Below are 23645 nucleotides of genomic sequence, written 5' to 3'. Positions count from 1 at the left end.
GAAGGTTCAAATCGCCCTGCCGCTTTCCTCGACCCCGCTTTGAACCTCGGCAGGCCGCACCGCCACTAACCTCAAACCAGTGCGTAGAAACGGGGTGGCAATGTGATTCTGGTCGCTCATTCCTTCTGTCTGCGGCGCGACCGCAAGCAATTCGAACGATCAAAGCCCTATGCGCCGCTTGCCACCCTGCTCGCGGCGGCAATCCTTCGCGAACGGGGGCATCCGGTCGCATTGTTCGATGCGACCTTCGAGCCCTGCGCCGATGGTTTCGGATCGCGGATCGCCGCACTCGATCCGAAGATCGTCCTGCTGGTCGAGGACAATTTCAATTACCTGACCAAGATGTGCACCGAGGATCGGCGTGCCGATGCGCTGCACATCGTCGCGGCTGCGCGCAAATCCGGTGCGCGGGTCGCCGTCAACGGGCCGGACGCCTCGGACAATCCGCGCCTGTATCTCGATGCCGGTGCCGATGCGGTGATGACGGGCGAGGGCGAGCTCGGGGCAGCGGCGATCGTCGACGCGTTCCAAAGCGGCGCTCCGCTTGGAGCGGTCCCCGGGTTGATCCTGATCGAGGCCGGGGAACTTCGCTACACGCCGCCGCGCCGGCAGGAACAGGCGCTGGATGCGCTGCCCTTTCCCGCCTGGGACCTGGTCGACGTCGCTGCGTATCGCGAGACCTGGACGCGGGCGCACGGCCATTTCTCTTGGAACATGGCGGCGTCGCGCGGCTGTCCCTATTCGTGCAACTGGTGCGCCAAGCCCACCTTCGGTCGGCGCTACACCCAGCGATCGCCATCCTCGATCGCGGAGGAAATGGCGCAGCTGAAGCGCGAGGTCGCGCCCGACCATATCTGGTTCGCCGACGACATTTTCGGGATGACCGGGGACTGGATCGCCGCGTTCGCCGAAGAGGTGCTGCGGCGTGACGCGCGCATCCCGTTCATGATGCAGTCGCGTGCCAATCTGATCACGGAACCGGTAGCGGAGGCGCTGGCCGCGGCGGGCGCGGAGGAAGTGTGGCTCGGCGTCGAATCGGGTTCGCAGCGGATCCTCGACGCGATGGACAAGGGCACGAGCGTCGAATCGGTGCGCGTCGCCACGCGGACCTTGCGCCGCCATGGGATCCGCTCCGGCTGGTTCCTCCAGCTCGGCTATCCCCCCGAGGATTGGGAGGACATCCTCCTCACTCGCGATCTGCTCCGCGACGAGCGGCCCGACGAGATCGGCGTCTCGGTCTCCTATCCGCTGCCCGGCACGGTGTTCCACGATCGCGTGGTCGCCGAGCTCGGCGCGCGCCGGAACTGGCGCGACACCGACGAACTCGCGATGCTTTTCCAGGGGACGTTCGACACTGCCTTCTACCGGCTGGTGCGCGACGCGCTGCACGCGGACGTCGATACCGGGATGGTCGACGAATTGCGCTGGCACGACCTTGCCCGGCGGGCGGACGCGCATCGATCGTCCAGTCCGGCCGGCATGGAGCTTCGCGCGTGAACGCGGCTGCGGAATTGCTGCCCGCCGGTGCGGCCTTCGATGCGATCGCCGGCAATTTCGATGCGCGGTTCGGCGACTGGCAGAGCGTCGAGGCGCAGCGGCGTGCGGTGCGCCGCGCGCTCGTCGATCTGTTTCCCGAAGGGTCGCGCCTGCTGGAGATGGGCGGCGGGACCGGAATCGATGCGGCCTGGCTGAAGGCGCACGGGCGGGAGGTGCTGCTCACCGATGCTTCGCCGGCGATGGTGGCGGAGGCGGCGCGCAAACTGGGGCCCAATTCGGCGGAAGTCATGGCGATCGAGCAGCTCGATCGCCTTGCCGAGCGCGGTGAGTGTTTCGACGGGGCCTTCTCGAACTTCGCCGGGATCAATTGCGTCTCGGACCTAGCGCCCATGGGCCCGAGCCTGGCGCGGCTGGTGCGGCCCGGCGGGCATGTCGTGCTGGTGGTTTTCGGGTGCTGCTGCCCGGGCGAGATGATCACGGAAGCGGTGCGTGGGCGCTTCCGCAATGTGTTGCGCAGGGCCGGCAAGGGCGACGTACCCGCCACACTCGCCGGGCGCGGCTTCAACGTTCGCTATCACCGCAGGGCAGCGATCGTGGCGGCGATGGCGCCGGAGTTCCACTATGCAGGGCGCACCGCGATCGGATTGTTCGTCCCGCCGAGCGCGGCCGAGCCCTGGATTTCCCGGCATCCCCGGCTCCTGGCCGGACTCGAGGCTGCCGATCGGGTCGCCGCGCGTAGGTTTGCGCCTTTCGGCGATCACATCCTTTATCGTTTCAAACGCCGCCGTGACGGGGACACCGCATGAACGCGCCGCTCTCCGACACGCTCGACCGCTTCCGTGCCGACTATGCCGCGCATCGCGCCGCCGAAGGGCGCGGGCTCGCGGAGGCGGAGCTGCTCGATCTTCCTTGGCTGCGGAGCGGACCGCTGGCGCGGCAATGGGGCGTGCGGGCCCGCACCTTCGAAGCCTTTCTCGAGCGCGTGGCCGATCCGAAGGCGCGAGGCGCGGGGCGGCCGCTGCGAGTCCTCGATCTCGGTGCCGGCAACGGATGGCTGTCCTATCGGCTCGCATTGCGCGGGCACGAATGCACTGCCGTCGACATTCGCGACGACCGGGTGGATGGTCTCGGCGCGGCCAAGGCCTTTCGCGCGCGGGTGCCGTTCGACTGTCTGGTCGCGTCTTTCGACGCGCTGCCGGTCGTCGATCGCTTTGCCGATCTCACGATCTTCAACGCCGCGCTGCACTATGCGACCGATCTGGGCGCGACGCTTGCGGAAGCCGCGCGGGCGACGCGGCGCGGCGGCACGCTCGTCATCCTCGATTCCCCCTTCTACGCGAAGGACCCGCAGGGCGCGGCGATGGTCGCCGAGAAGCATGCCCAAGCCGCCGAGCGGTTCGGCGATCGCGCGCACAGCCTGCTCGCGCTGCCGCACATCGAATATCTGACCGCCGCCCGGCTGCGCGAGGCCTCGGCGCCGCTCGGCCTCGCCTGGCGGCGGCGGCGCGTCCGCTATCCGCTCTGGTACGAATTGCGCCCGCTCGCTGCGCTTATTCGCCGAGCCCGCATGCCCTCCCGCTTCGATATCTGGACCGCGCAAATCCCATGATCCTGCTGATCAACCCCCGCGCCACCCGGCCCAAGAACCGCCGCTTCCCGCTGAGCCTGATGGCGATCGGCGCCGCGCTTCCCGAAGGCACCGACTGGGAGATACTCGACGGCAATCTGCCCGGCATGGACCTGCTCGCCGATGCGACCGCGATGATCGACGCGCGCGCCGCGACGCCGGACCCGGTGCGCGCGATCGCGCTCACGGTGATGCCGGGGCCGCAGCTCGTCAGTGCGGTGCCGCTGTCGAAGGCGCTCAAGACGCGGTATCCGGACATCCCGATCATCTGGGGCGGCTATTTCGGCAGCCTCTATCCCGCGCCGGTGCTCAACGCGCCGTATGTCGACTGGGTGATCCGCGGGCAGGGCGAACACACCTTCCTCGAGCTGCTGGAAGTGATCGAGGGCCGGCGCGATCCCACCAGCGTGAAGGGCCTTGCCTTCCGCCAGGCCGACGGGACGCACTGGATCGGGCCCGAGCGCAATTGGGTGGGGCCGGACGAACTGCGCGACCCGCCGTTCCACAAGATCCACATCGGCACCTATCTGCATCCGACCATCCTCGGCCGCCGCTCGGGCGTCTATCAGGCGTCGATCGGCTGCCCCTTCGGGTGCAGCTTCTGCGGCGTGATCTCGGTGTTCGGGCGCAAGGAGAAGGTGCAGGCAGCCGATCGCGTGGCCGCGAACCTGGCCTTTCTGGTGCGCGAGCACGGGATGGATTCGGTCCATTTCTACGACAACAACTTCTTCCTCAACGAGAAGCACGCGCGCGCGATCGGCGAGGCGTTCCTGCCGCTGGGGATAAGCTGGTGGTGCGAGGCGCGCGTCGACACGCTCTCGCGCTTCTCCGACGATACCTGGGACCTGCTCCGCCGCGCCGGGCTCAAGATGGTGTTCTGCGGCGCCGAGTCCGGATCGGACGAAGTGCTCGCCAAGATGTCGAAGGGCACCACGACCGACCAGATCCTGGCAGTCGCGGCGAAGACGCGCGAGCATCGCATCATCCCCGAATTCTCGTTCGTGTTCGGCGATCCGGACGAGCCCGAGCGCGAGACCGACAACACGCTCCGCTTCATCCGCCGCCTCAAGGCGATCAACCCCGAGATGGAGCTGATCACCTATTTCTACACGCCCACGCCCCAGCGCGCCGCGACCTATGGCGACGTCGATCCGCTCACCGGCACGCCCACCGATCTCGACGAATGGATCCAGCCCGACTGGGTCAGCTGGATGACGCACGAGGATCCGCACCTTCCGTGGATGGACCGGCGGATCAAGGCGCGGGTCGAGAATTTCGAACTGGTGCTCAAGAGCCGCTTCCCCTCGGTGCATGACGGCCGGACGCGCGCCTGGGGCAAGCTGGTCGGCCGCATCCTCGCGCTGCGCAGCTGGGCGCGCGAGGATTATCGCAACCCGGTGCTGTTGCGCAGTGTCCACCGGCTCGCCCAGCGCACCCGCGATGACCGCCAGGCTTATGGCCATCTCCGCCAAGGCGCCGACGCGCTGGACGTTGCGGCATGAGCGCGCTCCCGGTCCGCGAAGGCTATCGGCTCTGGGCACCTACCTACAGCGCCGAGAACGCCGTCTCGCAGCTCGAGGCCGCGCTGGTCGCCGAGATGACTCCGCCGCTCGCCGGGCAGCGCCTGCTCGATGCCGGATGCGGCACCGGCCGGCGCCTGCGCGACTGCGGTGCGGTCATGGCGGCCGGGATCGACCTGAGCCCCGAGATGATCGAGACCGGCCGTGCGGATCTTGATCCCGCAGTCCGCTTGCTCGTCGGCGACGTCCGGGCATTGCCGCTCCCCGATGCCGGCTTCGACCTGGTCTGGTGCCGCCTCGTGATCGGGCATTTGCCCGAATGCGAAGCGACCTATGCCGAGCTCGGACGCGTCACCGCAGCGGGCGGCCAGGTGATCGTCACCGATTTCCATCCAGCAGCACACGCGGCGGGCCATCGCCGGACTTTCCGGCACGGCGACACGGTCCATGAAGTCGAGCATTACGTCCATGCGCTGGCCACGCATCGCGAAGCCGCGCGCGCCGCGGGCCTACGGCTGATTGCGGTCCGCGAGGCCGAGATCGGCCCTTCCGTCCGGTCCTTCTACGAACGCGCCGGGCGGATCGCATTGTACGACGCGCATCACGGCTTGCCGGTGGTGCTGGCGCTTTCCTTCGTGAAGGAAGACCGATGCGGATCCTGATCCGCACGCCCGATCGCGACGTCGCGATCCATGGCGCAACGCTCGCCGAGCCGTCCGGCGATTTCGACATCCGGCTCGACTTCGCCCAGGGCCATGTCCGCCCCGGCCTGATCAACGCGCACGACCATCTCCACCGCAACCATTACGGCCGGCTCGGAGAGCCGCCTTATCCGGACGCCTATGCCTGGGCGCGGGACATCCAGCTTCGCCATGCCGACCTGATCGCCGAACGCCGCGCGCTCCCGCGCCGCGAGGCGCTGCTCGCCGGCGCGTGGAAGAACCTGTTCGCCGGCGTCACCACCGTTGTCCATCACGACCGGTGGGAAGCGGATTTCGACCGCGACTTCCCGCTGCGCGTCGCGCGCATCGCCAGCGTGGATTCGCTCGGCATGGTGTCGGACCTCGCGGTTCCCGCGGCGGCACCGCGCTTCTGCCTGCATGTCGCAGAGGGCGTCAGCGCGACCGCCACAAGCGAGGTCGACCAGCTCGACCGCATGGGCCTGCTCTCGCCCAGGCTCGTCGCCATCCACGGCGTCGGGATCGAAAGCGAGGCCATATCCCGGTTCCGCGCGTCGGGTGCGGCTTTGGTCTGGTGCCCGACGTCCAACCTGTTCCTGCTCGGCCGCACGGCGTCGCGCGAGCTGCTGGAGGACGGCCTCGACGTGCTGCTGGGCAGCGACTCGCTGCTCACCGGCGACGGCGACCTGCTCGACGAGTTGCGCCTCGCCCACCGGCTCGGTTTCCTCTCGGATGCGCGGCTTGCGGATGCGGTCGGCGCCACGGCGGCGCGGCGCCTCGGCCTTCCAACACCCTCACTCGATCCCGGCGCCCCGGCCGATATCGTCGTGCTGACCAGGCCGCTGCTCGAAGCGCGCGCCGAAGATATCGCGCTGGTGGTGGTGGGCGGCATTCCCCGCGTCGCCCGGCTCGATCTCGTGCCGGCGCTGGGCGCGCTGGCGGCCGCCGGCCGCATCCGCCGGCACGGCAACATCCGCCGCTGGACCAGCGCATCCGCGGCCGATCCCGACTTCGCGATCCCACCGCGCGGAACCGAATCTCTCTCAACTATGGGTGCACTCCAATGACGTTTGCCGCCAAGACTTCCCTGCTCGCCGCGCTGCTTCTCGCCGGCACCGGTACCGCCTGGGCCCAGACCGAGACTCCGGCCGAAACCGCGCCAGCCCCCGATGCCGCCGCCGCCACCGATCCCGCACAGGAAGAAGCGCCCGCCGACACGCCGCCGCCGCCTTCCACCGATATCCTCTCGGGCCGCACGCTCTCGATCCTGCTCGACGCGCGCCTGGTCGTCGCCAACGGCCATGAGCGCTTCTCCACCGGCGGTCCTTCGATCACGCGCTTCTCGGGCACCGACGACGGCGATTTCCGAGTCAATCCGCTGCCGATCGAGGCCGATCTGATCTGGACGCCCCGGTTCACCAATTCGCTCGCGGGCAATGTCTCGGTCGCGTGGCAGCGCGACCAGGAGAATGAAGTCGACGTGATGGAGGCGTTCCTCACCTTCCTGCCCGAGCGCTCGGGCAATGTCAGCTTCTCGGCCAAAGCGGGGCTCTATTGGCCCGAGATCTCGCTCGAACATGCCACCGGCGGCGCATGGAGCACGGTGCACACGATCACGCCCTCGGCGATCAATTCCTGGGTCGGCGAGGAAGTGAAGGTCGTCGGCGCCGAGGTCTCGATGATGGCCACGCTGGGCAAGAGCGACTTTTCGGCGACGGCCGGCGTGTTCGGGTTCAACGACACGTCGGGCACCTTGCTATCGTTCCGCGGCTGGGCGCTGCACGACATCAAGGCGACTGCCTTCGGCCATTTCGATCTGCCGCCGCTCAACGACTTCATCGTCCACCTCCAGGAGGACCGGACGCGCTCGCTGATCGAGCTCGACAATCGCGTCGGCTTCTATGGGCGCCTCGAATGGCGGCCGCCCGTGCCGGTGACGATCAATGCCTTCTATTACGACAATCGCGGCAACCCTCAGGCTTTCAAGCCCACTGGCCAATGGGGTTGGCGCACGCGCTTCGCGAATATCGGGCTCACCGCCGAGCTGGCGCCGGGGCTGCGCCTCCTCGCCCAGGCGATGGAGGGAACGACGCAGATGGGCTTCAAGACCAACGGCGTCGTCTGGGTCGATACGCGCTATCGCTCGGCCTATGCGCTGCTCGCGAAGGAGATCGGCGCGGGCGAGATATCGGGCCGGATCGAGGCGTTCGACACCAGCGAGCATGGCAGCGAGATGTCGCATGACGACGAGAAGCAGCGCGGCTGGGCGCTCACCGCGGCGGGTCGCTGGACGTTCAATCCGATGATGACCGGTTTCCTCGAATTGCTCCATGTGCGCAGCACGCGGGGCACGCGGAGAGTCTATTTCGACCTGCCGCCGACCGAATCGCAGACGGTGGTGCAGGCATCGCTGCGCATCCGGCTGTGAGATCCGCCGCGGTTCCGCCGGCGCTGCGCATCCATTCGCGGAAAGGCGCCCTTGCCCGACTGCTGCTCGCGCAGCGGGGCGCAATGCTGGCGCGGCTGCCCGTGCAGGCGCGCGGCGATCTCGCGTTGGTGCACGAGACCCGGCGCCGGACCGCACTGCTGATGACCGATGCGGCGGCGCTCCATCTCGTCGCCTGCGTGCGTGCCGCTTCCGGGCTGGACGGCGCGATGGCCGAGGCGGGGGTGCTGATGGGCGGCAGCGCCCGTCTGATCGCGGCGACCAAAAGCGCGGCGACGCTGCATCTTTTCGACGTGTTCGAGACGTTGCAGGCGGACGATGCTCCCCACACTGCGGTCGGTGCGCATTTCGGCGGCGTCCATGGGATTCTCGCCGCCGTCGAAGAGCTGCTGGCCCCCTTTGCGGACGTCCGCTTCCATCCCGGCATATTCCCGCATTCGGCGGCGGGGCTGGGGGATATGCGCTTCGCCTTCGTCCACCTCGATCTGGATCTGCCCGAAGGCACGCGCGATGCGCTCGAATTCTTCTATCCGCGCCTGCTTCCCGGCGGCATCCTGCTCGGCGACGATTATGCCGATCCGGGCGTGCGCGAAACGTTCGAGAGTTTCTTCGCCGGGAAGCCCGAGACCCTGATCGCGCTCCCCTGGAGCCAGGGGATGATCGTCAAACGCTGAAACGGCCGCGCCCGGGGCACGAGCGCGGCCGCCCCCGCCGCGTCATTGCGCGGCGACTGTAAGGGTGCCGCGCATCGCGGGATGGTAGATGCAATAGAAGGCGATGCTCCCTGCCTTCTTCACGACCATGCTGACGCTCTGGCCCTGCTGGACCCGGACGTCGAAGCTCTTGTCGCGTGCGGTGGCGGTGTGCGGCACGCTGTCGCGATTCACCCAGACGATCGTGTCGCCGACCTTCACGCCGCCCGGCAATTTGCCGAAGCTCATATTCGCCATCACCACGGTGTATTTCTGAGGCGCCGGCGATCGTGCGGTCGCCGGGGCTGCCGCCGTGGCCAGGGCGAAAGTCAGCAGCGCCGCGGCGCCGGAGATCCGCAGCAGGCCGCGGCGAGAGGGATGGGCTTTTCCTGAATCCTGCATATGCGGTCGACTCCCTTCGATGGAGTCGGCGCGGTCGGAACGGACGAACGAACACCGGGGAGCTCGCGGCCGAGGACCGACGCTCCGATCGCGCCGACATCCCGTAAGTGCCGCCCGCGCGCGGCGAGGTTCAAAAGCCGGCGATCAGAAGGGGAGCGAGGCCCCGAAGGTCAGCGCCGTGGCGCTGTGGCGCCGGCGGGAATAATAATCGCGCCCGGGGCCCGCGCCCGAGAGGCTGGCGCGCAGGTCCAGCCTGCCAAGGTCCCGGCCGAGCGTCACGCGCCAGTCATAATGCTCGTGCCGCACATAGCGCGGCGGATCACTGAGGTGGGTCAGAAGGCCGGCATGTCCGGTCAGCCGCCATTTGGGCGCCAGGCTCAGCGTGGTTTCCACCTCCCCGTAGAGCGTGTGGACTCCCGGGCGAAGATAATCGGGCGAGTAATAGACGTGCGACGAGATTCCATGCGCCGTCACGCCGAGATAAACTTCAGTATAGTGCCTGTCGCCCGCGCTGGAATGGCGCGTATACCAGCTCCGGACCGCTCCGGCGTCGATCGAGACGCTCGGGCTTATCCGCGCCGCATAGCCTGCGTTGAGCTGATAGGCGAGCAGCGCCGGATCGGACTGGTCGAAGCCGGCGGTCGCCGACCCATTCAGATAGAGACCCGATTCATGATCATAGCCGAGGTCGATCGTCGCGGCGGGATCTCCGCTGCTCAGCGAATATCCCCTGAACCGAACATCGCTTTCCACGCTGACGCTGCCGGTTATCTGGGCCTCGGCCGGCACGATCTGGCTCGTACCAGCGATCGCGATCGCCAGTCCCATACGACGAAAAGCACGGAAGAACCGGCTAGTGGCGCTTGGCGACCGCGCGCTGGAGCGAGCAGCTGCAATCGCAGTTCGTGGATATCGGCAGGAGTGTCGCGCAGGCATCAATATTCCCTCGCGCGCCGGGCGCCGTCACGATGCGGGGAGATGCCGTCCTGCGCTCTTCGCGGGTCAGGGCGAGCAGCCCGCTCACATGGGCTGCCGCGTAGGAACTGCCGTTTACGAAATACCATTTGCCCCCGGACTGTGTTGTTGGCACGTCGCGCCCAAAGGCACCGTACACCCCGGAGGGCCGCGCCGGCAAAGCCTGATCCGCAACCGCCACCACGCCCGCTTCCGAAGCGGGAAATCCTCCCTTTGGCAAGCTGGGATCATAGGCCGCCACGACGGACACATGACGCGACAGCGCGATCGAGACCAGTCGCGCCAGCAGCGGGTCGAACGGGCCGCTCAGGCTGAGATTGACAACCTTGGCGTCGCTGTCGATCGCGAAGTGCAGTGCCTTGGCGAGGCTCAGCGTGTCGCATACCGTCGGCGTGGCCGCGGCCGGCCGCATTTGCCAGCAGGCGCGGAGCGCGAGCATACGCGCACCCGGAGCCACTCCGGCAATGCCCAGCGCGTTGCCGGATTTCGCCCCGATCACTCCGGCGATGCCCGTGCCGTGCTGCTCGGCGGGCGCCGGGTGACCGACGACGAAATCGCGGTTCGCCGCGAACTGGCCGCTCAGGTCGGGATGGTCGGTCTCGACCTTGCTGTCGATCACCGCGACCGTGATCCCGCGCCCGGTGGCGACGCGGTGCAGGTCCGCGAGCCGCCAGGCGCTCGCGGCGGGCTGCACGGCATAGAGCGGATCGCCTTCGGACTGCGTGCTGCCCTGCGCGTGGTAGAGCTGCATCGGCTGCGCCCAGAGCACTTGCCGGTCGCCGTTGAGGCGCGTCAGCATGTCGTCGACGGTGTTGTCCTCCGGCACGCGCATCACGAAACAGTCGACGCCGATCAGCGGCATCGGCCAGCTGTCTTCGATGGTCAGCCCGTTGCGACGTGCGATCGCCGCCGCGATGCGGCGTCGCGCGCTTGCCGAGGCCTTGTCGCCATAGGCGCCGGAATAGCTCGTGTTGGGGCGGAAATGGGGTGCCGGTAGCCGCAGCATGACGAGGATCTGCCGGTTCGTGGTCGGCTGCTGGACCGTCGCGTCCTGTGCGCGAGCGCCGGCCGGCACCGGCAGGGCGATCGGGGCGCACAATGCCAGGACGGCACCGAACAGAGTGGCGAGACGGTTCACGGCTTGCCGTCGCCGTCCAGCGGCTCGGCAAGGGCGATGCGTGGCGAGGCGCGGAGCTGCGCGACTGCCGCGTCGCGCCGCGCGCCGTCGACGCGCAATACCCATGCGCCCGTGGTCAGCGGTCCCTCCACCACGCGGGCCTGCGCGCCGTCGAGCAGCGTGCGGATGTCGCGTTCCGCGGTCTCGGGACGGAAGACGACGACCATGTTGCCGGCCTGCGCGGGACCGGCTGCGCCGAGCGCGTGATATTCCGCGCCGTTCGGCGCCTGCCGGAGCGAACCGACGGCGACGAGAACGAGTGCCGCGGCGGCTGCCTGTCCGGCGATCGCCCAGCCCAGGGTGACGCGGCGGCGCAGGAACGGGATCACGCGCGCGGTCGGTGCCGGTGCCGCTTCCGCGGCCGCGAGCCGTTGGCGCATAGCCGCCCAGCCTTGCTCGACATCCATCGAAAGCCCTCCGATCCGACCACCCATCGCGCGTTCGAACGCCAGCTCGCCCCGGCACTCCGCGCACTCGACCAGATGCGCCTCGACCATCGCGGCCTCGGCCGTGTCGAGCGTGCCGTTGACGTACCAGGGAAGCAGCGCCTGCGTCTGCTCGTGCAGATCGCCATGGAGTTTGATGACATTGCTCAACGCGATGATCCTATATCCAGTCCGCCAGCCCGCCGCCAAGTTTACGCCGAAGTTGACGCCGAGCATGAAACATCCGCGTCTTCACCGTATCCACCGGACAATCCATGATCCCGGCAATCTCACGATATCCCATTTCGTGGAAGTAAGTGAGATCAACCACGGCCCGATGGTCCGGAGACAGCGTCGCCACCGCTTCGGCGAGCAGCGCCTGGCGGCGTTCCTGCGCCAGTTCCTCGTCGGGGCCGGCATCGAGCGAAACGAGTTCCTCACTACGATCGACCTCGACGGGCTCGTCCTGCCGGCGCAGCGCCTTGGCAGCCTTGCGATAGGCGATGGTGAAGATCCAGGTCGAAAGCCTGCTCGCGCCATTGAAGCTTCCGGCACCTTCCCAAACCACCATCATCGTGTCGTTCAAAACCTCCTCGATCACCGGCGGACGGCGCAGGAGATTGAACAGGAAACGCGACAATCGCCGGTGGTAGATGCGATAGAGTTGCTCGAACGCCTCCAGATCGCGCTCCGCCACGCGCGCGATGAGGCGAAGTTCCTCCTCGTCGCCGCCGCGCGCCGCCATTTTTGTCCCGCCTTTTGTTGAGAGCCGTTCGTTCAACGCGCCTCGTCCGTGCCGCATGGCCTGTTAGTGCAGGCTATAGGCTGCCCGGTTCAATCCGCGACCGATAGCCTCCACGTAAAGCCTGTCAGACAAAGACCTGTCGGGCAATTGCAGTATCCATCCGACGGGCTGGTTGGCGATGCACCTGCTATCTGCAATGTCCGGTTTCGCGGTTGTGCCGCCCGGGAGCAGCCGGGCAGCACCCGGCCCAATTCCGGCCATTCCGACCATCCGTTCAACGATCACGTCTGGTCCGTGTGTGGACGGCCCTCCGTTGGCAAAGGGTTTCTGATCTCTCGCAGTGCTGGTTGGTGCGGCCATGTGTTCGACCTGTGATGCGGCCTTGTCATGCGCCGCTGGCCATAATGCCATTCGCGCGGTTCAGGTCCCGATCGTTAGCTCGCGCTCGAAGTGCACGGCCCAAATGGGTTTTCCTGCTCCGGCGGTATCAACCGGCTTTGTGCATCAGCTCCTGTCCGCCCTTCCCAACATCGTCGGCGCTCGCTGCGCCTGATCCTACGCGGTTGCCACCGCGCGCTCTCGATTGCGCGAGAGACCGCGGCGGGTCATATGGAGATTCCGGCATTGACCCTCTTCTCGCCAGTGCGTTCGTACGGCGACCGCGCTGGTGCGCGGGCTGCTCGCAGGCCGCACGGTCCGCATTGTGCAACTCGGCCGAAGCTACAACCGGACCGTCGCCCAGCTACGCCGTGACGGGCGTGATGTTGCCGCGCAGCTCGCGGATTGGTGCAATTCGATGCCCGCCCAGCCTCGGACAGCGTGCTCAGCGCGATGTTCGCGTCCGGGAAGTTCGGTGTTCGTCGATCTGCTCAAATTTGAGAAATGCGCCGATGCATTGGCCGCAAGCGGCTTGGACATACGCTTCAGCCACCTGGCCGAAGGGTTGCGGGTCTCGACTCTCAAGCAAAGTTCTCACGCCTCGGCGCCATCCTCGTGGCGCCCAATTAGACTGCCTCGAAGCCGGCGATAGGCAACCCATTCGCACGCAGGTCAGCGGAGCGAGGTGGCTCAAGGCAAGCCTTTTGTTCAACTGGGAGTCTAATGTCCGCGGTTCGTCCGCACTTGGCCCCCCGCTTGATCGTATCAACTCGCATCCGAACCCAAGTTGCGGACCGGGTTGCAGAGGGCTCAAGCGAAAAATTACCCAATAAAACCAAAGCATTGTGGCGGAGCGGGAGGGATTCGAACCCTCGATACGCTTTTGGCGTATACTCACTTTCCAGGCGAGCGCCTTCGACCACTCGGCCACCGCTCCGCATTACCCGGAAGGCGCGGCCCTAGCCCGTGCAGGCAGGCTAGGCAAGCGCAGGCGCGCGTGCCAGTCTGAAGCCATGCTCAAGCCCTTGCTCGCGCTTTCCGCGCTCGCCGCCGCTGTCCCGGCCCTCGCCCAGACCGCACCCTCCGCCGCCGACGCGATCGCCGCCGATTGGCAGCCGATTCCCGACAACGAGATGCTCGTCATGACGCTGCAGGGCGGGCACCAGGTCTATATCCGGCTCGCGCCGCATTATGCGCCGGCGCACGTCACCAATATCCGCAAGCTCGCCGAGGCACATTGGTGGGACGGCACCAGCGTCTATCGCGTCCAGGACAATTACGTCACCCAATGGGGCGACGCGACCGAGAAGAAGCCGCTGCCGCCCAGCGTGATCGCGAACCCGCCCGCCGAATATGAATGGGCACGTTTCGACGGCGTGACCAGCCTCGCGCGGACCGATCCCTATGCGACGAAGACGAGCCACAGCGCCGATGGCTGGCCGCTCGCGACCGACGGCAAGGCGAGCTGGCTCACCCATTGCTACGGCATGGTCGGCGTCGCGCGCGATCTCGCGCCGAGCACCGGCAGCGGCGCCGAGCTCTATACCGTGATCGGCCATGCGCCGCGCCATCTCGACCGCAACATCGCACTGGTCGGCCGTGTCGTCGAGGGCATGCAATGGCTCTCGAGCCTGCCGCGCGGCGGCGGCGGCCTCGGCGTCTACGAGAACGAGGCCGAGCGCCTGCCGATCCTGTCAGTGCGGCTGGCCAGCCAATTGCCCGAGGACGAGCGCCCGCGCTTCCAATATCGCGCGACCGACAATGTCCGCTTCGCCGCGTGGCTGGGCGAGCGCGAGAACCGCAAGCCGCCCTTCTTTACCGTGCCCGCGGGTGGCGCCGATATCTGCAATGCGCAGGCACCGATCCGCCGCGCGCCCTAAAATGAGCGTTACTTGCCCACCCATTCCGCGACTTGCGCCGCGACCTGGTTGGCCGCATCGTTGAGCGCCGCGCCGGCCGAGGCGGCTTCGATCTCGGTCACCTGCACACGCGCCTCGAAACGGCGCTTCTCGACCACGCTTTCGGGGCCGCGGATCAGCGCGGCGTCATAAGTGACGACCGCCTCCTTCGTCTCTTCCTCCACGCCGAAGCGGCGCAGTTCGCCCATCAAATAGGCGCCGGGATCGAGCATCGACTGGCGCGAACTCAATACCAGCCGCCCGGTCTTGGCGGTGATCGTGTCGCCGAGCAGCCGCTGGAACAATTGCGACGGACGCTCGACCCATTGCGCGTCCTTGACGAAGGCGATCGCCGTCCCGCCCGAATGCACCGGGATCCGCGAGGAGGCGAGCTCCTGCGGGAGCGACGGCACCGCGATTGTGATCGTCGCCGCGACGTTCGACCGTTGCGATTCGCCGACCGGCAAGGCGGCGGCCGGGGTCAGCGTCAACAGCGATTTGGGCGGCTTGCCGCCGAACGAGATGCAGCCGCTCAGCGAGGCCGCGAGCAGCGGCGGGGCGAGGAGCAAAGCGCGCTTGTTCATCATGGGCCTCATTTGGGTTTGTAGTCGGGCAGCTTGGGCGAGCCGACCAGGCTCGATGCGCCGCCCTGATCGAGCTTCTCCGCCACCGATGCCAGGCTGGTCGACATCACGCGCAGATCCTGGACGAGTTGCCCGATCTCGGGGATCGTCTTCTTCGACAGCGCCTGGAGCCCCGGCCGCGCATCGCCGATCGTCGCGTCGAGCGTCTCCATCGACTTGCGCGCGGAAGCGATCGTGCGGTTGAGGTTGGCGATCGTCGGGCGAACGTCGTCCGCGAGTACGCCGTTGGTGGTGGTGGCGAGCTTGCCGAGTTCCTCGGTCGCCAGCCCGAACTTCTGGATCGCGAGCCGCGTCTCGGCGAGCGTCGCGGCGATCTCCGGCCCGCGATCGGCAAGCGCGTCGGTCAGCCGATTAGTGTTGGCCAGGATGCCGGCGATCGAATTCTGGTTCTTGTCGCCGAGCAGCTCGGAGAGGCGCTCGGTCAGCGTCGAGATGCGTTCGAGCAGCTGCGGCGCGGAGTTGAGCAGCGCGCCGAGACCGCCTTGCTTGGTCGGGATCACCGGCACGCCCAGCGGGCAGGCTGCGCGCGGGTTCTGCTCGGGGCAGCGGATCGACGGCGCACCCTTCACCGCGCCGTCGAGCTGCACGGTGCTCGGGCCGGTGAAGCTACCCTGGATCGAGGCGGTGGTGCCTTCGAGGATCGGCACGTCGTCGTTGACGCTGATGCGGACGCGGACGAGGCTGGGATCGGGCTTCCAGAAGCTGATCTCCTTGACCTGCCCCGAAGGCACGCCCGAGAAGCTCACCGCCGAACCGGGATTGAGCCCGTCGACCGCCTGCTTGAAGAAGATGTCGTACTGGCGCTCGTTCCCGCCGCCGAGCCGCGCCAGCCAGACGATGAACAGGGCCAGGACCGCGAGGAGGATCAGCACCACCGCGCCGACGAGTACATGGTTCGATCGCGTTTCCATCAGAGCCTCATGTCCTCGCTTGCGCCCGTTCGGCGCTGGCGACCGCGGCGCGTCCGCGCGGCCCCTTGAAATATTCCTCGATCCACGGATGATCCAGCGCGAGCAATTCGTCGATCGTCCCAACCGCGATCACGCGCTTGTCGGCGAGCACCGCGACGCGGTCGCAGATCGCATAGAGCGTGTCGAGATCGTGCGTGATCAGGAACACCGTCAGCCCCAAGGTCTTTTGGAGCGAAGCGGTGAGCTCGTCGAACGCAGCCGCGCCAATTGGATCTAGGCCGGCAGTGGGCTCGTCGAGGAACAGCAATTCGGGATCGAGCGCCAGCGCGCGCGCGAGGCCGGCGCGCTTCTTCATGCCGCCTGAAAGCTCGGCGGGGAATTTGGGGCTGGCATCGGGCGGAAGCCCGGTCATCACCACCTTGTATGCGGCGATCTCCTCGAGCAGCGCCTGATCCAGCCCAGGATAGAATTCCTTGATCGGGACCTGGACATTCTCCGAAACGGTCAGCGTCGAGAACAATGCGCCACCCTGGAACAGCACGCCCCAGCGCTTGCGGATGTTGATCGCCTCGGTTTCCTCGCGACCGATCGTGTTCTCGCCGAACACTTCGATACTGCCTTCGAGCGGGGTCTGGAGCCCAACGATCGAGCGCATCAGCACCGACTTGCCCGTACCCGACCCGCCGACCACGCCGAGGATCTCGCCGCGCCGTACCTCGAGGTCGAGCCCCTCATGGACGATCTGCTCGCCAAAGCCGTTCCTGAGGCCCTGGACGCGAATGATCACGTCTTCCTGTTCGCGGCGGACCATCATATCCAGCCCACCTCGCTGAAGAACACCGCGAAGAAGGCGTCGAGCACGATCACGAGGAAAATCGCCTGCACCACGGCGATCGTCGTGCGGTTGCCCACCTGCTCGGCATCGCCCTCGACCTGCATCCCCTGGAAGCAGCCCGAAATGGCGATGATCGCGCCGAACACCGGCGCCTTGACCAGCCCGACCCACAGATCGGTGAGCGGTACGACCTCGCGAATGCGCTGGATGAAGGTCACCGGAGGGATGTCGAGGCTGATCCAGCAGAGCAGCCCACCGCCCATGATCGCGACCAGCGACGCATAGAAACCAAGCAGCGGCATCATCAGCACCACGGCGAGCGTGCGCGGCACCACCAGGGCCTCCATCGGCGAGACGCCGATCGTGCGCATCGCGTCGATCTCTTCGGTGAGCTTCATCGTGCCGATCTGCGCGGCGAACGCCGATCCCGATCGGCCCGCGACCATGATCGCGGTCATCAGCACGCCGAGCTCGCGCAGCGTGATGCGGCCGACCAGATTGATCGTATAGACTTCGGCGCCGAACTGGCGGAGCTGCACCGCGCCCTGCTGCGCGATGACGATGCCGATCAGGAAGCTCATCAGCCCGATGATGCCGAGCGCGGAGACGCCGACGACCTCGAACCGGTGCACCGTCGCGTTGAAGCGGAAGCGGCGGGGATGGGTGAACACGTTCCAGAACGCGATCGTCGTCGCACCCATGAAGCCGAGCAGGCCATATAGCGTGTGGCCCGCGACGAAGATCGCATCGCCGACTTCGCCCAGCATCCGCGTGAACGGATCGGCGGGTTTGCGAGGAAGCTCGATCGGATGCTCGGCGGCAGCCACCTGATCGAACAGATGCTGCTCGTCTTCCTCGAGTCCTTCGACCTTCGAGCCATGGTCGCGCGCGAAACGGTGGATCAGCCAGGCGCCGACGGTGTCGATCCGCTCGACCTGGCTCAGATCGAGCCTGGCGACGTCACCCTCGATCGCATTGAGCCGCTCGGGCAGGTCGCGCAGGCAGGCGAGCGACAAATTGCCGGTGAAGCGCAGCGTCGTGGCGCCGCCCGCATCGATCTGCTCGAAATCCGCGCTTCCCCTCATCGCTGCCACCTTTCGGCGATTCGCGGTGGAACGGCAAGGATTTGCTCAGGCATGCCGACGCGGCCTAGATGCGCCAATGCGGCACCTTGCAATCTACGACATGGACAAGACGATCACTGCGACGCCCACCTGGACGCGCTTCCTGGTGCATGCGGCGCGCAGCCGGGCGCCGTGGCGGCTGGCATTTATGCCGATCGTCGGAATCGCCGGGCTGGGCTATCTGCTCAAGCTGATCGATCGCGCGGCGCTCAAGCAGCTTTCGCAGCGGCTGCTGCTCGGTCGCGCGCTCGCCCCCGCCGATCTGGAGGCCGTGGCCGGGACCTTCGCCGCAGCCGAGATCGCCGCGGGCGTACTCCACGGTGCGCGCGAACGGATCGCGGCGGACCGCGCGGCGGGCTACCGGCTGGTGATGGCGACGGCCTCGCATGGCTATTACGCCGCGGGGATCGCCCGGCTGCTGGGCTTCGACGATGTGGTCGCCACACAGGCGAAGCGCGATGGGCAAGGCCGTATTCTCTCCCTGATCGAGGGGGACAACTGTTACGGGCCCGCAAAGCTCCACATGATCGAGGCATGGATGCAAGGTGCGGGGATCGCGCGGGGCGACGTCCATGTCCGCGCCTATTCGGATCATGTCTCGGATACGCCGCTGCTCGAATGGGCCGACGAGCCGTTCGCAGTGAATGCCCATGGCCCGCTCCGCAGCCTCGCCGCCGAGCGCGGCTGGCCGCTGCTCGACTGGAGATATTAGCGGATCGGCGTCACCTGAATGTGCACTGCGCGCCATTTTCCGCCCACGCGGCGGAAAGTGTCCGCGAAACGGATGCGGCTGGCGAAGCGGTGCCCGCCCGAGGTGCCGCCCAGCGTGGTCTCGGCATTGATGATCGCGGCATCGCCGCCGAGCGGAACCACCTTGCGATCGAGCAGCGTTACCGGATCGAACCGGTCGCCCGCGCTGGTCCAGCCGGCGATGAACTCCTTCTTCCCCTGCCGCTTGCCCGATCCGTCGATGAACACGAGCTCATCGGCGACCATCTCGTTCAGCGCCGCAGCGTCCTGCGCCAGCTGCGCGCGGTCGAAGGCATCGGCGAACGCGAGGATGCCGGTATCGTCGGCCGGCGCGGCGACGGCAAAAGCGAGAAAGGCTGCAAGGATCATCGCGACGGGCTCTCTCCAGTGAGGTGATTGCCGCGAAAGGTGACAGGCGGGACCGCAGGCGTCGACCCTTAATCGGACGATCGCGCTAGCGCAGCACCGCATCCACTGCGTGGATCGCGACGCCCACCATTCCGCCCACCAGAGTGCCGTTGATCCGGATATATTGGAGGTCGCGCCCGACGGCGTTCTCCAGCCGGCCGGTCACGGTGCGCGCGTCCCAGCCGCGGATCGTGTCCGAGACCAGCCGGACGATCCCGTCGCCATAGTCCGATGCCGCGCCGACCGCAGTGCGCCGCACGAAGCGGTTGATCGTGTCGGCGAGCCGCGCGTCGCCCTGCAACGTCTCGCCGAGCTGGCGCAGCGCGCCGCCGAGATCGCCTGCCAGCACGCGATCGGGATCGCGCGCCAGCCGCAGCAGCGCCGCCCGGCCCGATTCCCACACGCCCATCCACCAATCGCCCAGCGCCGGATTGTCGAGCAGCTCGTTCTTGAACGCCTCAACCTGCGCGCGCCTGTCGGCATCGTGCTGGAGATCCTGAGCCAGCTTCGTCAGCCCCTCCTCGGCCTTGGCGCGTAGCGGGTGTTCCGGATCCTCAGCCATGTCGCCGATCAGCTTGGCGAGCCCCGCGATGATCTTGTTGGCCAGCGTCTCGTCGAGCCCGGTCCAGCGCATTACCGAGCCCGAGCGTTCGTGCACCATCTGGCGAATCATGTGCTCGTTGGCGTCGAGCACCTTGGCGGCCCAATGGACGATACCGTCGAGCAGCGGCCGGTGGCGATCCTCCTGCATCGCCGTCGCCAGCGCGCGGCCCAGCAGCGGGGCGATCTCGAGCCCGCGCAGCCGCTCGGCCAGCGCACGCTTGGCCATGCCGCCCAGCCGCTCCTGATCGAGCGCCTCCAGCATGTCGGCGGCAAGCCGGCCGATGCCCGCGCGCAGCCGTCCGCGCCCCGCTCCCGGATCGGCGAGCCAGCGCCCCGCCGCCCGCGCGACATCGACGCGCTGCATCCGCCGCGCGACCACGCTGGGGATCAGGAAATTGTCGCGCAGGAACGCCGCCAGCGTGCCTGCGATACGATCCTTGTTGCGCGGGATGATCGCAGTGTGCGGGATCGGCAGATGGAGCGGATGGCGGAACAACGCCGTCACCGCGAACCAGTCCGCCAGCCCACCGACCATCGCCGCTTCGGAAAAGGCGCGGACATAGCCGATCGCGGGATGCAGATACTGCAGTTGCCGCGCGGCGAGGAAGACCGCCGCCATCAGCACGAGCAGCCCGGTCGCGACCAGCCGCATGCGGCGCAGCCCCGGCGGCGTTGTCTCGAGCGAAAGGGGAGCGGGCGACCTGGTCACACGCTCCCCAATACCCGAACCGCGCCGAAGTTCACTCCGCAGGTTGCGGCGTATCGTCCCCGGGCTTGTGCTCGATCGTGCCGGCGCCATGCGCCTGGCCGAGCACGCGGGCGCCGTCGTCGCCCGGCTTGAAGGTGAGCAGGCGCCGCGAGAGCCGCGGTCCGAGCCAGCCTTCGAGTCCGACCGCCAGGCTGAACAAAGCCGGCACCATGACGAGCGTGAGGACGGTCGAAAGGATCAGGCCGCCGATGACGACCATGCCCATCGGCGCGCGCCACGACGAGTCGCCGCTCAGCGACATCGCCGTCGGGATCATGCCGGCGACCATCGCGATCGTGGTCATCACGATCGGCTGGGCACGCTTGTGGCCCGCATCGACGATCGCAGTGAACTTGTCGACGCCCTTCGCCATTTCCTCGAGCGCGAAATCGACCAGCAGGATCGAGTTCTTCGCGACGATGCCGAACAGCATCAGGATGCCGATGAACACCGGCAGCGACAGCGGCATGCCGAACAGCTTGAGCGCGATCAGCCCGCCGAGCGGCGCGTTGAGCAGCGACCCCATGTTGACCAGCGGCGAGACGAAGCGGCGATAGAGCAGCACCAGCACCGCGAAGACGAGGAAGATGCCCGAAGCCAGCGCGATGAAGAAGTTGTTGAGCATCTCCGCCTGCCATTTGGCCTGGCCGACGGTCATCTGACCGACGCCCTGAGGCAGGCTCTTCATGATCGGGAGCTCGTTGATCTTCTTCATCACTTCGTTGTTGACGAAGGGCTTGCCGGTCGCCGGATCCATGGCGAGGTCGGCGCCGACGACCAGGCGGCGCTGCAGGTTGAGACGTTGGATGCGCGTCGGGCCTGCGCCGAAGCCGATATCGGCGACCACCGAAAGCGGCACCGATCCGCCCATCTGGGTCTGCACCGGCATGTTCTGGATCGTCGACAGCTTGGCGCGGGCATCCTCATCGAGCGCCACCCGGATCGGGATCTGACGATCGGAGAGCGAGAATTTCGCACTGTTCTGGTCGATGTCGCCAAGCGTGGCGATACGGATCGCGCTGGAAAGCGCGGCTGTCGTCACGCCCAGATTGGCGGCGAGATCGAGCCGCGGACGGATGACGATCTCGGGGCGGTTGAGATCGCCGGCGACGCGCGGCGCCACGACTTCCTTCATCCCTTCCATCTGCTTGACGAGCTTGTTCGCGGTGTCGTTGAGCAGCGCCGGATCCTCACCGCCCAAAGTGACGGTCAGGTCGCGGCCGGACGAGCCCCAGCCGAACTGCGAACGGAAGTTCACACGTGCATCGGGGATTGCGATCAACTTGGGCGCGAGCCGCTTCTCGAACGCCGTACTCGTCTCGTCCCGCTTTTCCTTGAGCTGCGCAGTCACACGGCCATTGCCGACGAAGCTGCGGCTGTAGATATCGGTGACCATCGCTTCCTGACGCAGGATGCCGGCGACCTGCGCCACGACGCGCTCGGTATCGGCGAGCGGCGTGCCGGGGACCATCTCGATCGTCACGGTGACGTTATCCTGGTCCTGTGCCGGCTGGAAGGTCATCGGCGAGGTTGCGAACATGAGCACCGTTGCCGCGAGCGAGAGCACATAGCCGAGCACCGCCGACCAGCGATGCCGCAGCGTCCAGCGCAGCAGCCCGGTATAGGCATCCATGATCCGGCCCTCGCCATGATTGGCATGGCCCTTGGCCTTGAGGAAATAGGCCGCGATCATCGGCGTCAGCAGGCGTGCCACCGCAAGGCTCATCAGCACCGCGGCGACGACGGTCAGGCCGAAATTCTTGAAGAACTGGCCCGAAATGCCCGGCATCAGGCCGACGGGAAGGAACACCGCGACGATCGCCATCGTCGTGGCGAGCACTGCGACGCCGATCTCGTCGGCGGCGTCGATCGACGCCTGATAGGCCGATTTGCCCATGCGCATGTGCCGGACGATGTTCTCGATCTCGACGATCGCGTCGTCCACCAGCACGCCCGCGACCAGCGAAAGCGCGAGCAGGGTCATCTGGTTGAGCGTGAAGCCCAGCATGTCCATGAACCAGAAGCTGGGGATCGCCGAGAGCGGGATCGCCAGCGCCGAAATCGCCGTCGCCCGCCAGTCGCGCAGGAAAATCAGCACGACGACCACTGCGAGGGCGGCGCCCTCCAGCATCGCTTCCATTGCGGTTTCATATTGCTGCTCGGCATATTTCGAATTGTTGTTGAGCAGCTCGAACTTGACCTTCGGATTGTGCTCCTCGAGCTTCTTGAGCGCCTTTTCGGCGTCGTGGAACACCTCGACGTCCGACGCGCCTTTGGCGCGCTTGATGTCGAACGAGATCACTTGCTGGCCGTTATACTTCGCCAGGCTGCGCTGTTCGGCATAGCCGTCCTTGACCTCGGCGATGTCGGCGAGCCGCACCGTCCGTCCGCCACCGGTCGAGATCTGGGTCTGGCCGAGGCGATAGGCGTTGTCGGCATTGCCGATCACGCGCACCGACTGCTCGAAGCCCGAGATCTCGGCGCGGCCGCCCGCAGCGTTCAAATTGACCTGGCGCAGCTGCTGGTTGACCTGGCTCGCGGTGAGCCCGATCGACTGGAGCTTGGCGGGATCGAGAACCACGCGGATCTCGCGATCGACGCCGCCGTTGCGCTCGACCGCCGACATGCCCGAGACCGCGAGCAGTTCCTTGGCGACGCTGTTGTCGATGTACCAGCTGAGGTCCGCGACCGTCATGTCGGTGGCGACGGCAGTGAAGCTCGCAATGTCGTTGTCGCTAGCCGTGTCGACGCGGCCGATCTGCGGCTCGAGGATGCCGTCGGGCAAGTCGCTGCGGATCTGCTGGATCGCGCTGCGCACGTCCTCGACCGCGCGATCGATCGGCATGCCGATGTCGAGCTGGACGACGGTCTGGCTGTTGCCTTCGGAAACCGTCGAATTGATCTCGTCGATGCCTTGCAGGCTGCGGACCGCCGATTCGACCTTCTGGGTGATCTGGTTCTCGAGCTCGCTCGGCGCGGCGCCGGGCTGGCTGATCGAGATCCACACGATCGGGAAGTCGATGTCCGGATCGTTGTTGACGTCCATCCGGGCAAAGCTGACCAGCCCGGCGATCGTCAGCGCGATGAAGAGGACGATCGGCGGAACCGGATTGCGGATCGCCCAGGCGGAGATGTTCCGGAAGCTCATGGCAGCTCGCCT

Annotated in this window: 22 protein-coding genes and 1 tRNA gene; 10 read left to right on the top strand and 13 right to left on the bottom strand. The window is 67.1% G+C overall.

The features are described 5' to 3' along the window. The first annotated feature begins 102 nt into the window (after positions 1-102). From ASE13_RS11880 to ASE13_RS11845, 8 genes are read left to right on the top strand one after another with little or no spacing between them, the layout of a single operon-like run. Entirely contained in the window at positions 103-1497 is a 1395-nt protein-coding gene (locus ASE13_RS11880; protein WP_056615878.1) for a B12-binding domain-containing radical SAM protein, read from the top strand. Continuing rightward, on the top strand, positions 1494-2303 hold the full coding sequence (locus tag ASE13_RS20050; RefSeq protein WP_056615874.1) for a class I SAM-dependent DNA methyltransferase: 810 nt from the start codon (positions 1494-1496) through the stop codon (positions 2301-2303). The genes ASE13_RS11880 and ASE13_RS20050 overlap by 4 nt, the downstream gene beginning before the upstream one ends. Continuing rightward, positions 2300-3106 carry a class I SAM-dependent methyltransferase gene (locus ASE13_RS11870; protein WP_056615869.1) on the top strand — a complete coding sequence of 269 codons (807 nt, stop codon included), beginning with the start codon at positions 2300-2302 and terminating at the stop codon, positions 3104-3106. The genes ASE13_RS20050 and ASE13_RS11870 overlap by 4 nt, the downstream gene beginning before the upstream one ends. Further along, positions 3103-4626: a B12-binding domain-containing radical SAM protein gene (locus ASE13_RS11865; RefSeq protein ID WP_056615866.1), complete on the top strand. Its 1524-nt coding sequence runs from the start codon at positions 3103-3105 to the stop codon at positions 4624-4626. Before ASE13_RS11870 ends, ASE13_RS11865 begins: the two co-directional genes overlap by 4 nt. After that, positions 4623-5306 (top strand): class I SAM-dependent methyltransferase, encoded by a 684-nt coding sequence (locus tag ASE13_RS11860; protein WP_056615863.1) that lies wholly within the window; start codon positions 4623-4625, stop codon positions 5304-5306. Before ASE13_RS11865 ends, ASE13_RS11860 begins: the two co-directional genes overlap by 4 nt. After that, positions 5294-6391 (top strand): amidohydrolase family protein, encoded by a 1098-nt coding sequence (locus tag ASE13_RS11855; RefSeq protein WP_056615861.1) that lies wholly within the window; start codon positions 5294-5296, stop codon positions 6389-6391. The genes ASE13_RS11860 and ASE13_RS11855 overlap by 13 nt, the downstream gene beginning before the upstream one ends. Then, entirely contained in the window at positions 6388-7752 is a 1365-nt protein-coding gene (locus ASE13_RS11850; protein WP_056615858.1) for a hypothetical protein, read from the top strand. The genes ASE13_RS11855 and ASE13_RS11850 overlap by 4 nt, the downstream gene beginning before the upstream one ends. Beyond that, a complete protein-coding gene (locus ASE13_RS11845) occupies positions 7749-8444 on the top strand; it encodes a TylF/MycF/NovP-related O-methyltransferase (protein WP_056615855.1) in 696 nt (231 codons plus the stop codon). Before ASE13_RS11850 ends, ASE13_RS11845 begins: the two co-directional genes overlap by 4 nt. 42 nt (positions 8445-8486) lie before the next feature. On the opposite strand, the gene ASE13_RS11840 is transcribed toward ASE13_RS11845, so the two are convergent. From ASE13_RS11840 to ASE13_RS11810, 6 genes are all read right to left on the bottom strand, one after another. Further along, positions 8487-8864: a cupredoxin domain-containing protein gene (locus tag ASE13_RS11840; RefSeq protein WP_056615852.1), complete on the bottom strand. Its 378-nt coding sequence runs from the start codon at positions 8862-8864 to the stop codon at positions 8487-8489. Between the two features lie 144 nt (positions 8865-9008). Next, complete coding sequence (locus ASE13_RS11835) at positions 9009-9692, bottom strand: TorF family putative porin (RefSeq protein ID WP_056615848.1); 684 nt, start codon at positions 9690-9692, stop codon at positions 9009-9011. Between the two features lie 25 nt (positions 9693-9717). Beyond that, the gene (locus ASE13_RS11830; RefSeq protein ID WP_235536953.1) at positions 9718-10977 is read right to left on the bottom strand and encodes a S8 family peptidase; all 1260 of its coding nucleotides are present in this window, start codon (positions 10975-10977) and stop codon (positions 9718-9720) included. Beyond that, on the bottom strand, positions 10974-11612 hold the full coding sequence (locus ASE13_RS11825; protein ID WP_162254690.1) for a zf-HC2 domain-containing protein: 639 nt from the start codon (positions 11610-11612) through the stop codon (positions 10974-10976). Before ASE13_RS11825 ends, ASE13_RS11830 begins: the two co-directional genes overlap by 4 nt. Positions 11613-11622: 10 nt before the next feature. Next, positions 11623-12222 carry an RNA polymerase sigma factor gene (locus ASE13_RS11820; protein ID WP_235536952.1) on the bottom strand — a complete coding sequence of 200 codons (600 nt, stop codon included), beginning with the start codon at positions 12220-12222 and terminating at the stop codon, positions 11623-11625. Between the two features lie 1188 nt (positions 12223-13410). Continuing rightward, positions 13411-13501 (bottom strand) — tRNA-Ser (locus ASE13_RS11810). 76 nt (positions 13502-13577) lie between these two features. On the opposite strand from ASE13_RS11810, the gene ASE13_RS11805 reads away from it, so the two are divergent. Beyond that, entirely contained in the window at positions 13578-14444 is an 867-nt protein-coding gene (locus ASE13_RS11805; RefSeq protein ID WP_056615837.1) for a peptidylprolyl isomerase, read from the top strand. 8 nt (positions 14445-14452) lie between these two features. On the opposite strand, the gene ASE13_RS11800 is transcribed toward ASE13_RS11805, so the two are convergent. The 4 genes from ASE13_RS11800 to ASE13_RS11785 are packed head-to-tail and all read right to left on the bottom strand — an operon-like array spanning position 14453 to position 17937. Continuing rightward, positions 14453-15046 carry an ABC-type transport auxiliary lipoprotein family protein gene (locus tag ASE13_RS11800; protein WP_235536951.1) on the bottom strand — a complete coding sequence of 198 codons (594 nt, stop codon included), beginning with the start codon at positions 15044-15046 and terminating at the stop codon, positions 14453-14455. An 8-nt stretch (positions 15047-15054) separates the two neighbouring features. After that, positions 15055-16017 (bottom strand): MlaD family protein, encoded by a 963-nt coding sequence (locus tag ASE13_RS11795; protein WP_056615832.1) that lies wholly within the window; start codon positions 16015-16017, stop codon positions 15055-15057. Between the two features lie 7 nt (positions 16018-16024). After that, on the bottom strand, positions 16025-16831 hold the full coding sequence (locus ASE13_RS11790; RefSeq protein WP_414885315.1) for an ABC transporter ATP-binding protein: 807 nt from the start codon (positions 16829-16831) through the stop codon (positions 16025-16027). Beyond that, positions 16828-17937 (bottom strand): ABC transporter permease, encoded by a 1110-nt coding sequence (locus ASE13_RS11785; RefSeq protein WP_056615827.1) that lies wholly within the window; start codon positions 17935-17937, stop codon positions 16828-16830. The genes ASE13_RS11790 and ASE13_RS11785 overlap by 4 nt, the downstream gene beginning before the upstream one ends. Before the next feature lie 76 nt (positions 17938-18013). Between ASE13_RS11785 and ASE13_RS11780 the strand changes: the two genes are divergently transcribed. Further along, the gene (locus tag ASE13_RS11780; protein ID WP_056615823.1) at positions 18014-18688 is read left to right on the top strand and encodes an HAD family hydrolase; all 675 of its coding nucleotides are present in this window, start codon (positions 18014-18016) and stop codon (positions 18686-18688) included. On the opposite strand, the gene ASE13_RS11775 is transcribed toward ASE13_RS11780, so the two are convergent. The 3 genes from ASE13_RS11775 to ASE13_RS11765 form a co-directional block, all read right to left on the bottom strand. Next, entirely contained in the window at positions 18685-19095 is a 411-nt protein-coding gene (locus ASE13_RS11775) for a nuclear transport factor 2 family protein (RefSeq protein ID WP_056615818.1), read from the bottom strand. The genes ASE13_RS11780 and ASE13_RS11775 overlap by 4 nt on opposite strands. Positions 19096-19180: 85 nt before the next feature. Then, positions 19181-20389 (bottom strand): DUF445 domain-containing protein, encoded by a 1209-nt coding sequence (locus ASE13_RS11770; protein ID WP_056615814.1) that lies wholly within the window; start codon positions 20387-20389, stop codon positions 19181-19183. Between the two features lie 88 nt (positions 20390-20477). Continuing rightward, the gene (locus tag ASE13_RS11765) at positions 20478-23633 is read right to left on the bottom strand and encodes an efflux RND transporter permease subunit (RefSeq protein ID WP_056615810.1); all 3156 of its coding nucleotides are present in this window, start codon (positions 23631-23633) and stop codon (positions 20478-20480) included. Positions 23634-23645 lie beyond the last annotated feature (12 nt).

This window comes from Sphingomonas sp. Root241 (assembly GCF_001428865.1).
Taxonomy (GTDB): Bacteria; Pseudomonadota; Alphaproteobacteria; order Sphingomonadales; family Sphingomonadaceae; genus Sphingomonas.
Note: the sequence above shows the minus strand (reverse complement) of the source record. Positions and strands in the feature narration are given on the sequence as shown.

Coding starts and splice junctions, on each gene's coding strand:
- ASE13_RS11870 (WP_056615869.1), top strand. CDS start 2,300: ATGAACGCGCCGCTCTCCGACACGCTCGACCGCTTCCGTGCCGACTAT.
- ASE13_RS11865 (WP_056615866.1), top strand. CDS start 3,103: ATGATCCTGCTGATCAACCCCCGCGCCACCCGGCCCAAGAACCGCCGC.
- ASE13_RS11860 (WP_056615863.1), top strand. CDS start 4,623: ATGAGCGCGCTCCCGGTCCGCGAAGGCTATCGGCTCTGGGCACCTACC.
- ASE13_RS11855 (WP_056615861.1), top strand. CDS start 5,294: ATGCGGATCCTGATCCGCACGCCCGATCGCGACGTCGCGATCCATGGC.
- ASE13_RS11850 (WP_056615858.1), top strand. CDS start 6,388: ATGACGTTTGCCGCCAAGACTTCCCTGCTCGCCGCGCTGCTTCTCGCC.
- ASE13_RS11840 (WP_056615852.1), bottom strand. CDS start 8,864: ATGCAGGATTCAGGAAAAGCCCATCCCTCTCGCCGCGGCCTGCTGCGG.
- ASE13_RS11835 (WP_056615848.1), bottom strand. CDS start 9,692: ATGGGACTGGCGATCGCGATCGCTGGTACGAGCCAGATCGTGCCGGCC.
- ASE13_RS11805 (WP_056615837.1), top strand. CDS start 13,578: ATGCTCAAGCCCTTGCTCGCGCTTTCCGCGCTCGCCGCCGCTGTCCCG.
- ASE13_RS11800 (WP_235536951.1), bottom strand. CDS start 15,046: ATGAACAAGCGCGCTTTGCTCCTCGCCCCGCCGCTGCTCGCGGCCTCG.
- ASE13_RS11795 (WP_056615832.1), bottom strand. CDS start 16,017: ATGGAAACGCGATCGAACCATGTACTCGTCGGCGCGGTGGTGCTGATC.
- ASE13_RS11790 (WP_414885315.1), bottom strand. CDS start 16,831: ATGATGGTCCGCCGCGAACAGGAAGACGTGATCATTCGCGTCCAGGGC.
- ASE13_RS11785 (WP_056615827.1), bottom strand. CDS start 17,937: ATGAGGGGAAGCGCGGATTTCGAGCAGATCGATGCGGGCGGCGCCACG.
- ASE13_RS11780 (WP_056615823.1), top strand. CDS start 18,014: ATGCGGCACCTTGCAATCTACGACATGGACAAGACGATCACTGCGACG.
- ASE13_RS11775 (WP_056615818.1), bottom strand. CDS start 19,095: ATGATCCTTGCAGCCTTTCTCGCTTTTGCCGTCGCCGCGCCGGCCGAC.
- ASE13_RS11770 (WP_056615814.1), bottom strand. CDS start 20,389: ATGCGGCTGGTCGCGACCGGGCTGCTCGTGCTGATGGCGGCGGTCTTC.
- ASE13_RS11765 (WP_056615810.1), bottom strand. CDS start 23,633: ATGAGCTTCCGGAACATCTCCGCCTGGGCGATCCGCAATCCGGTTCCG.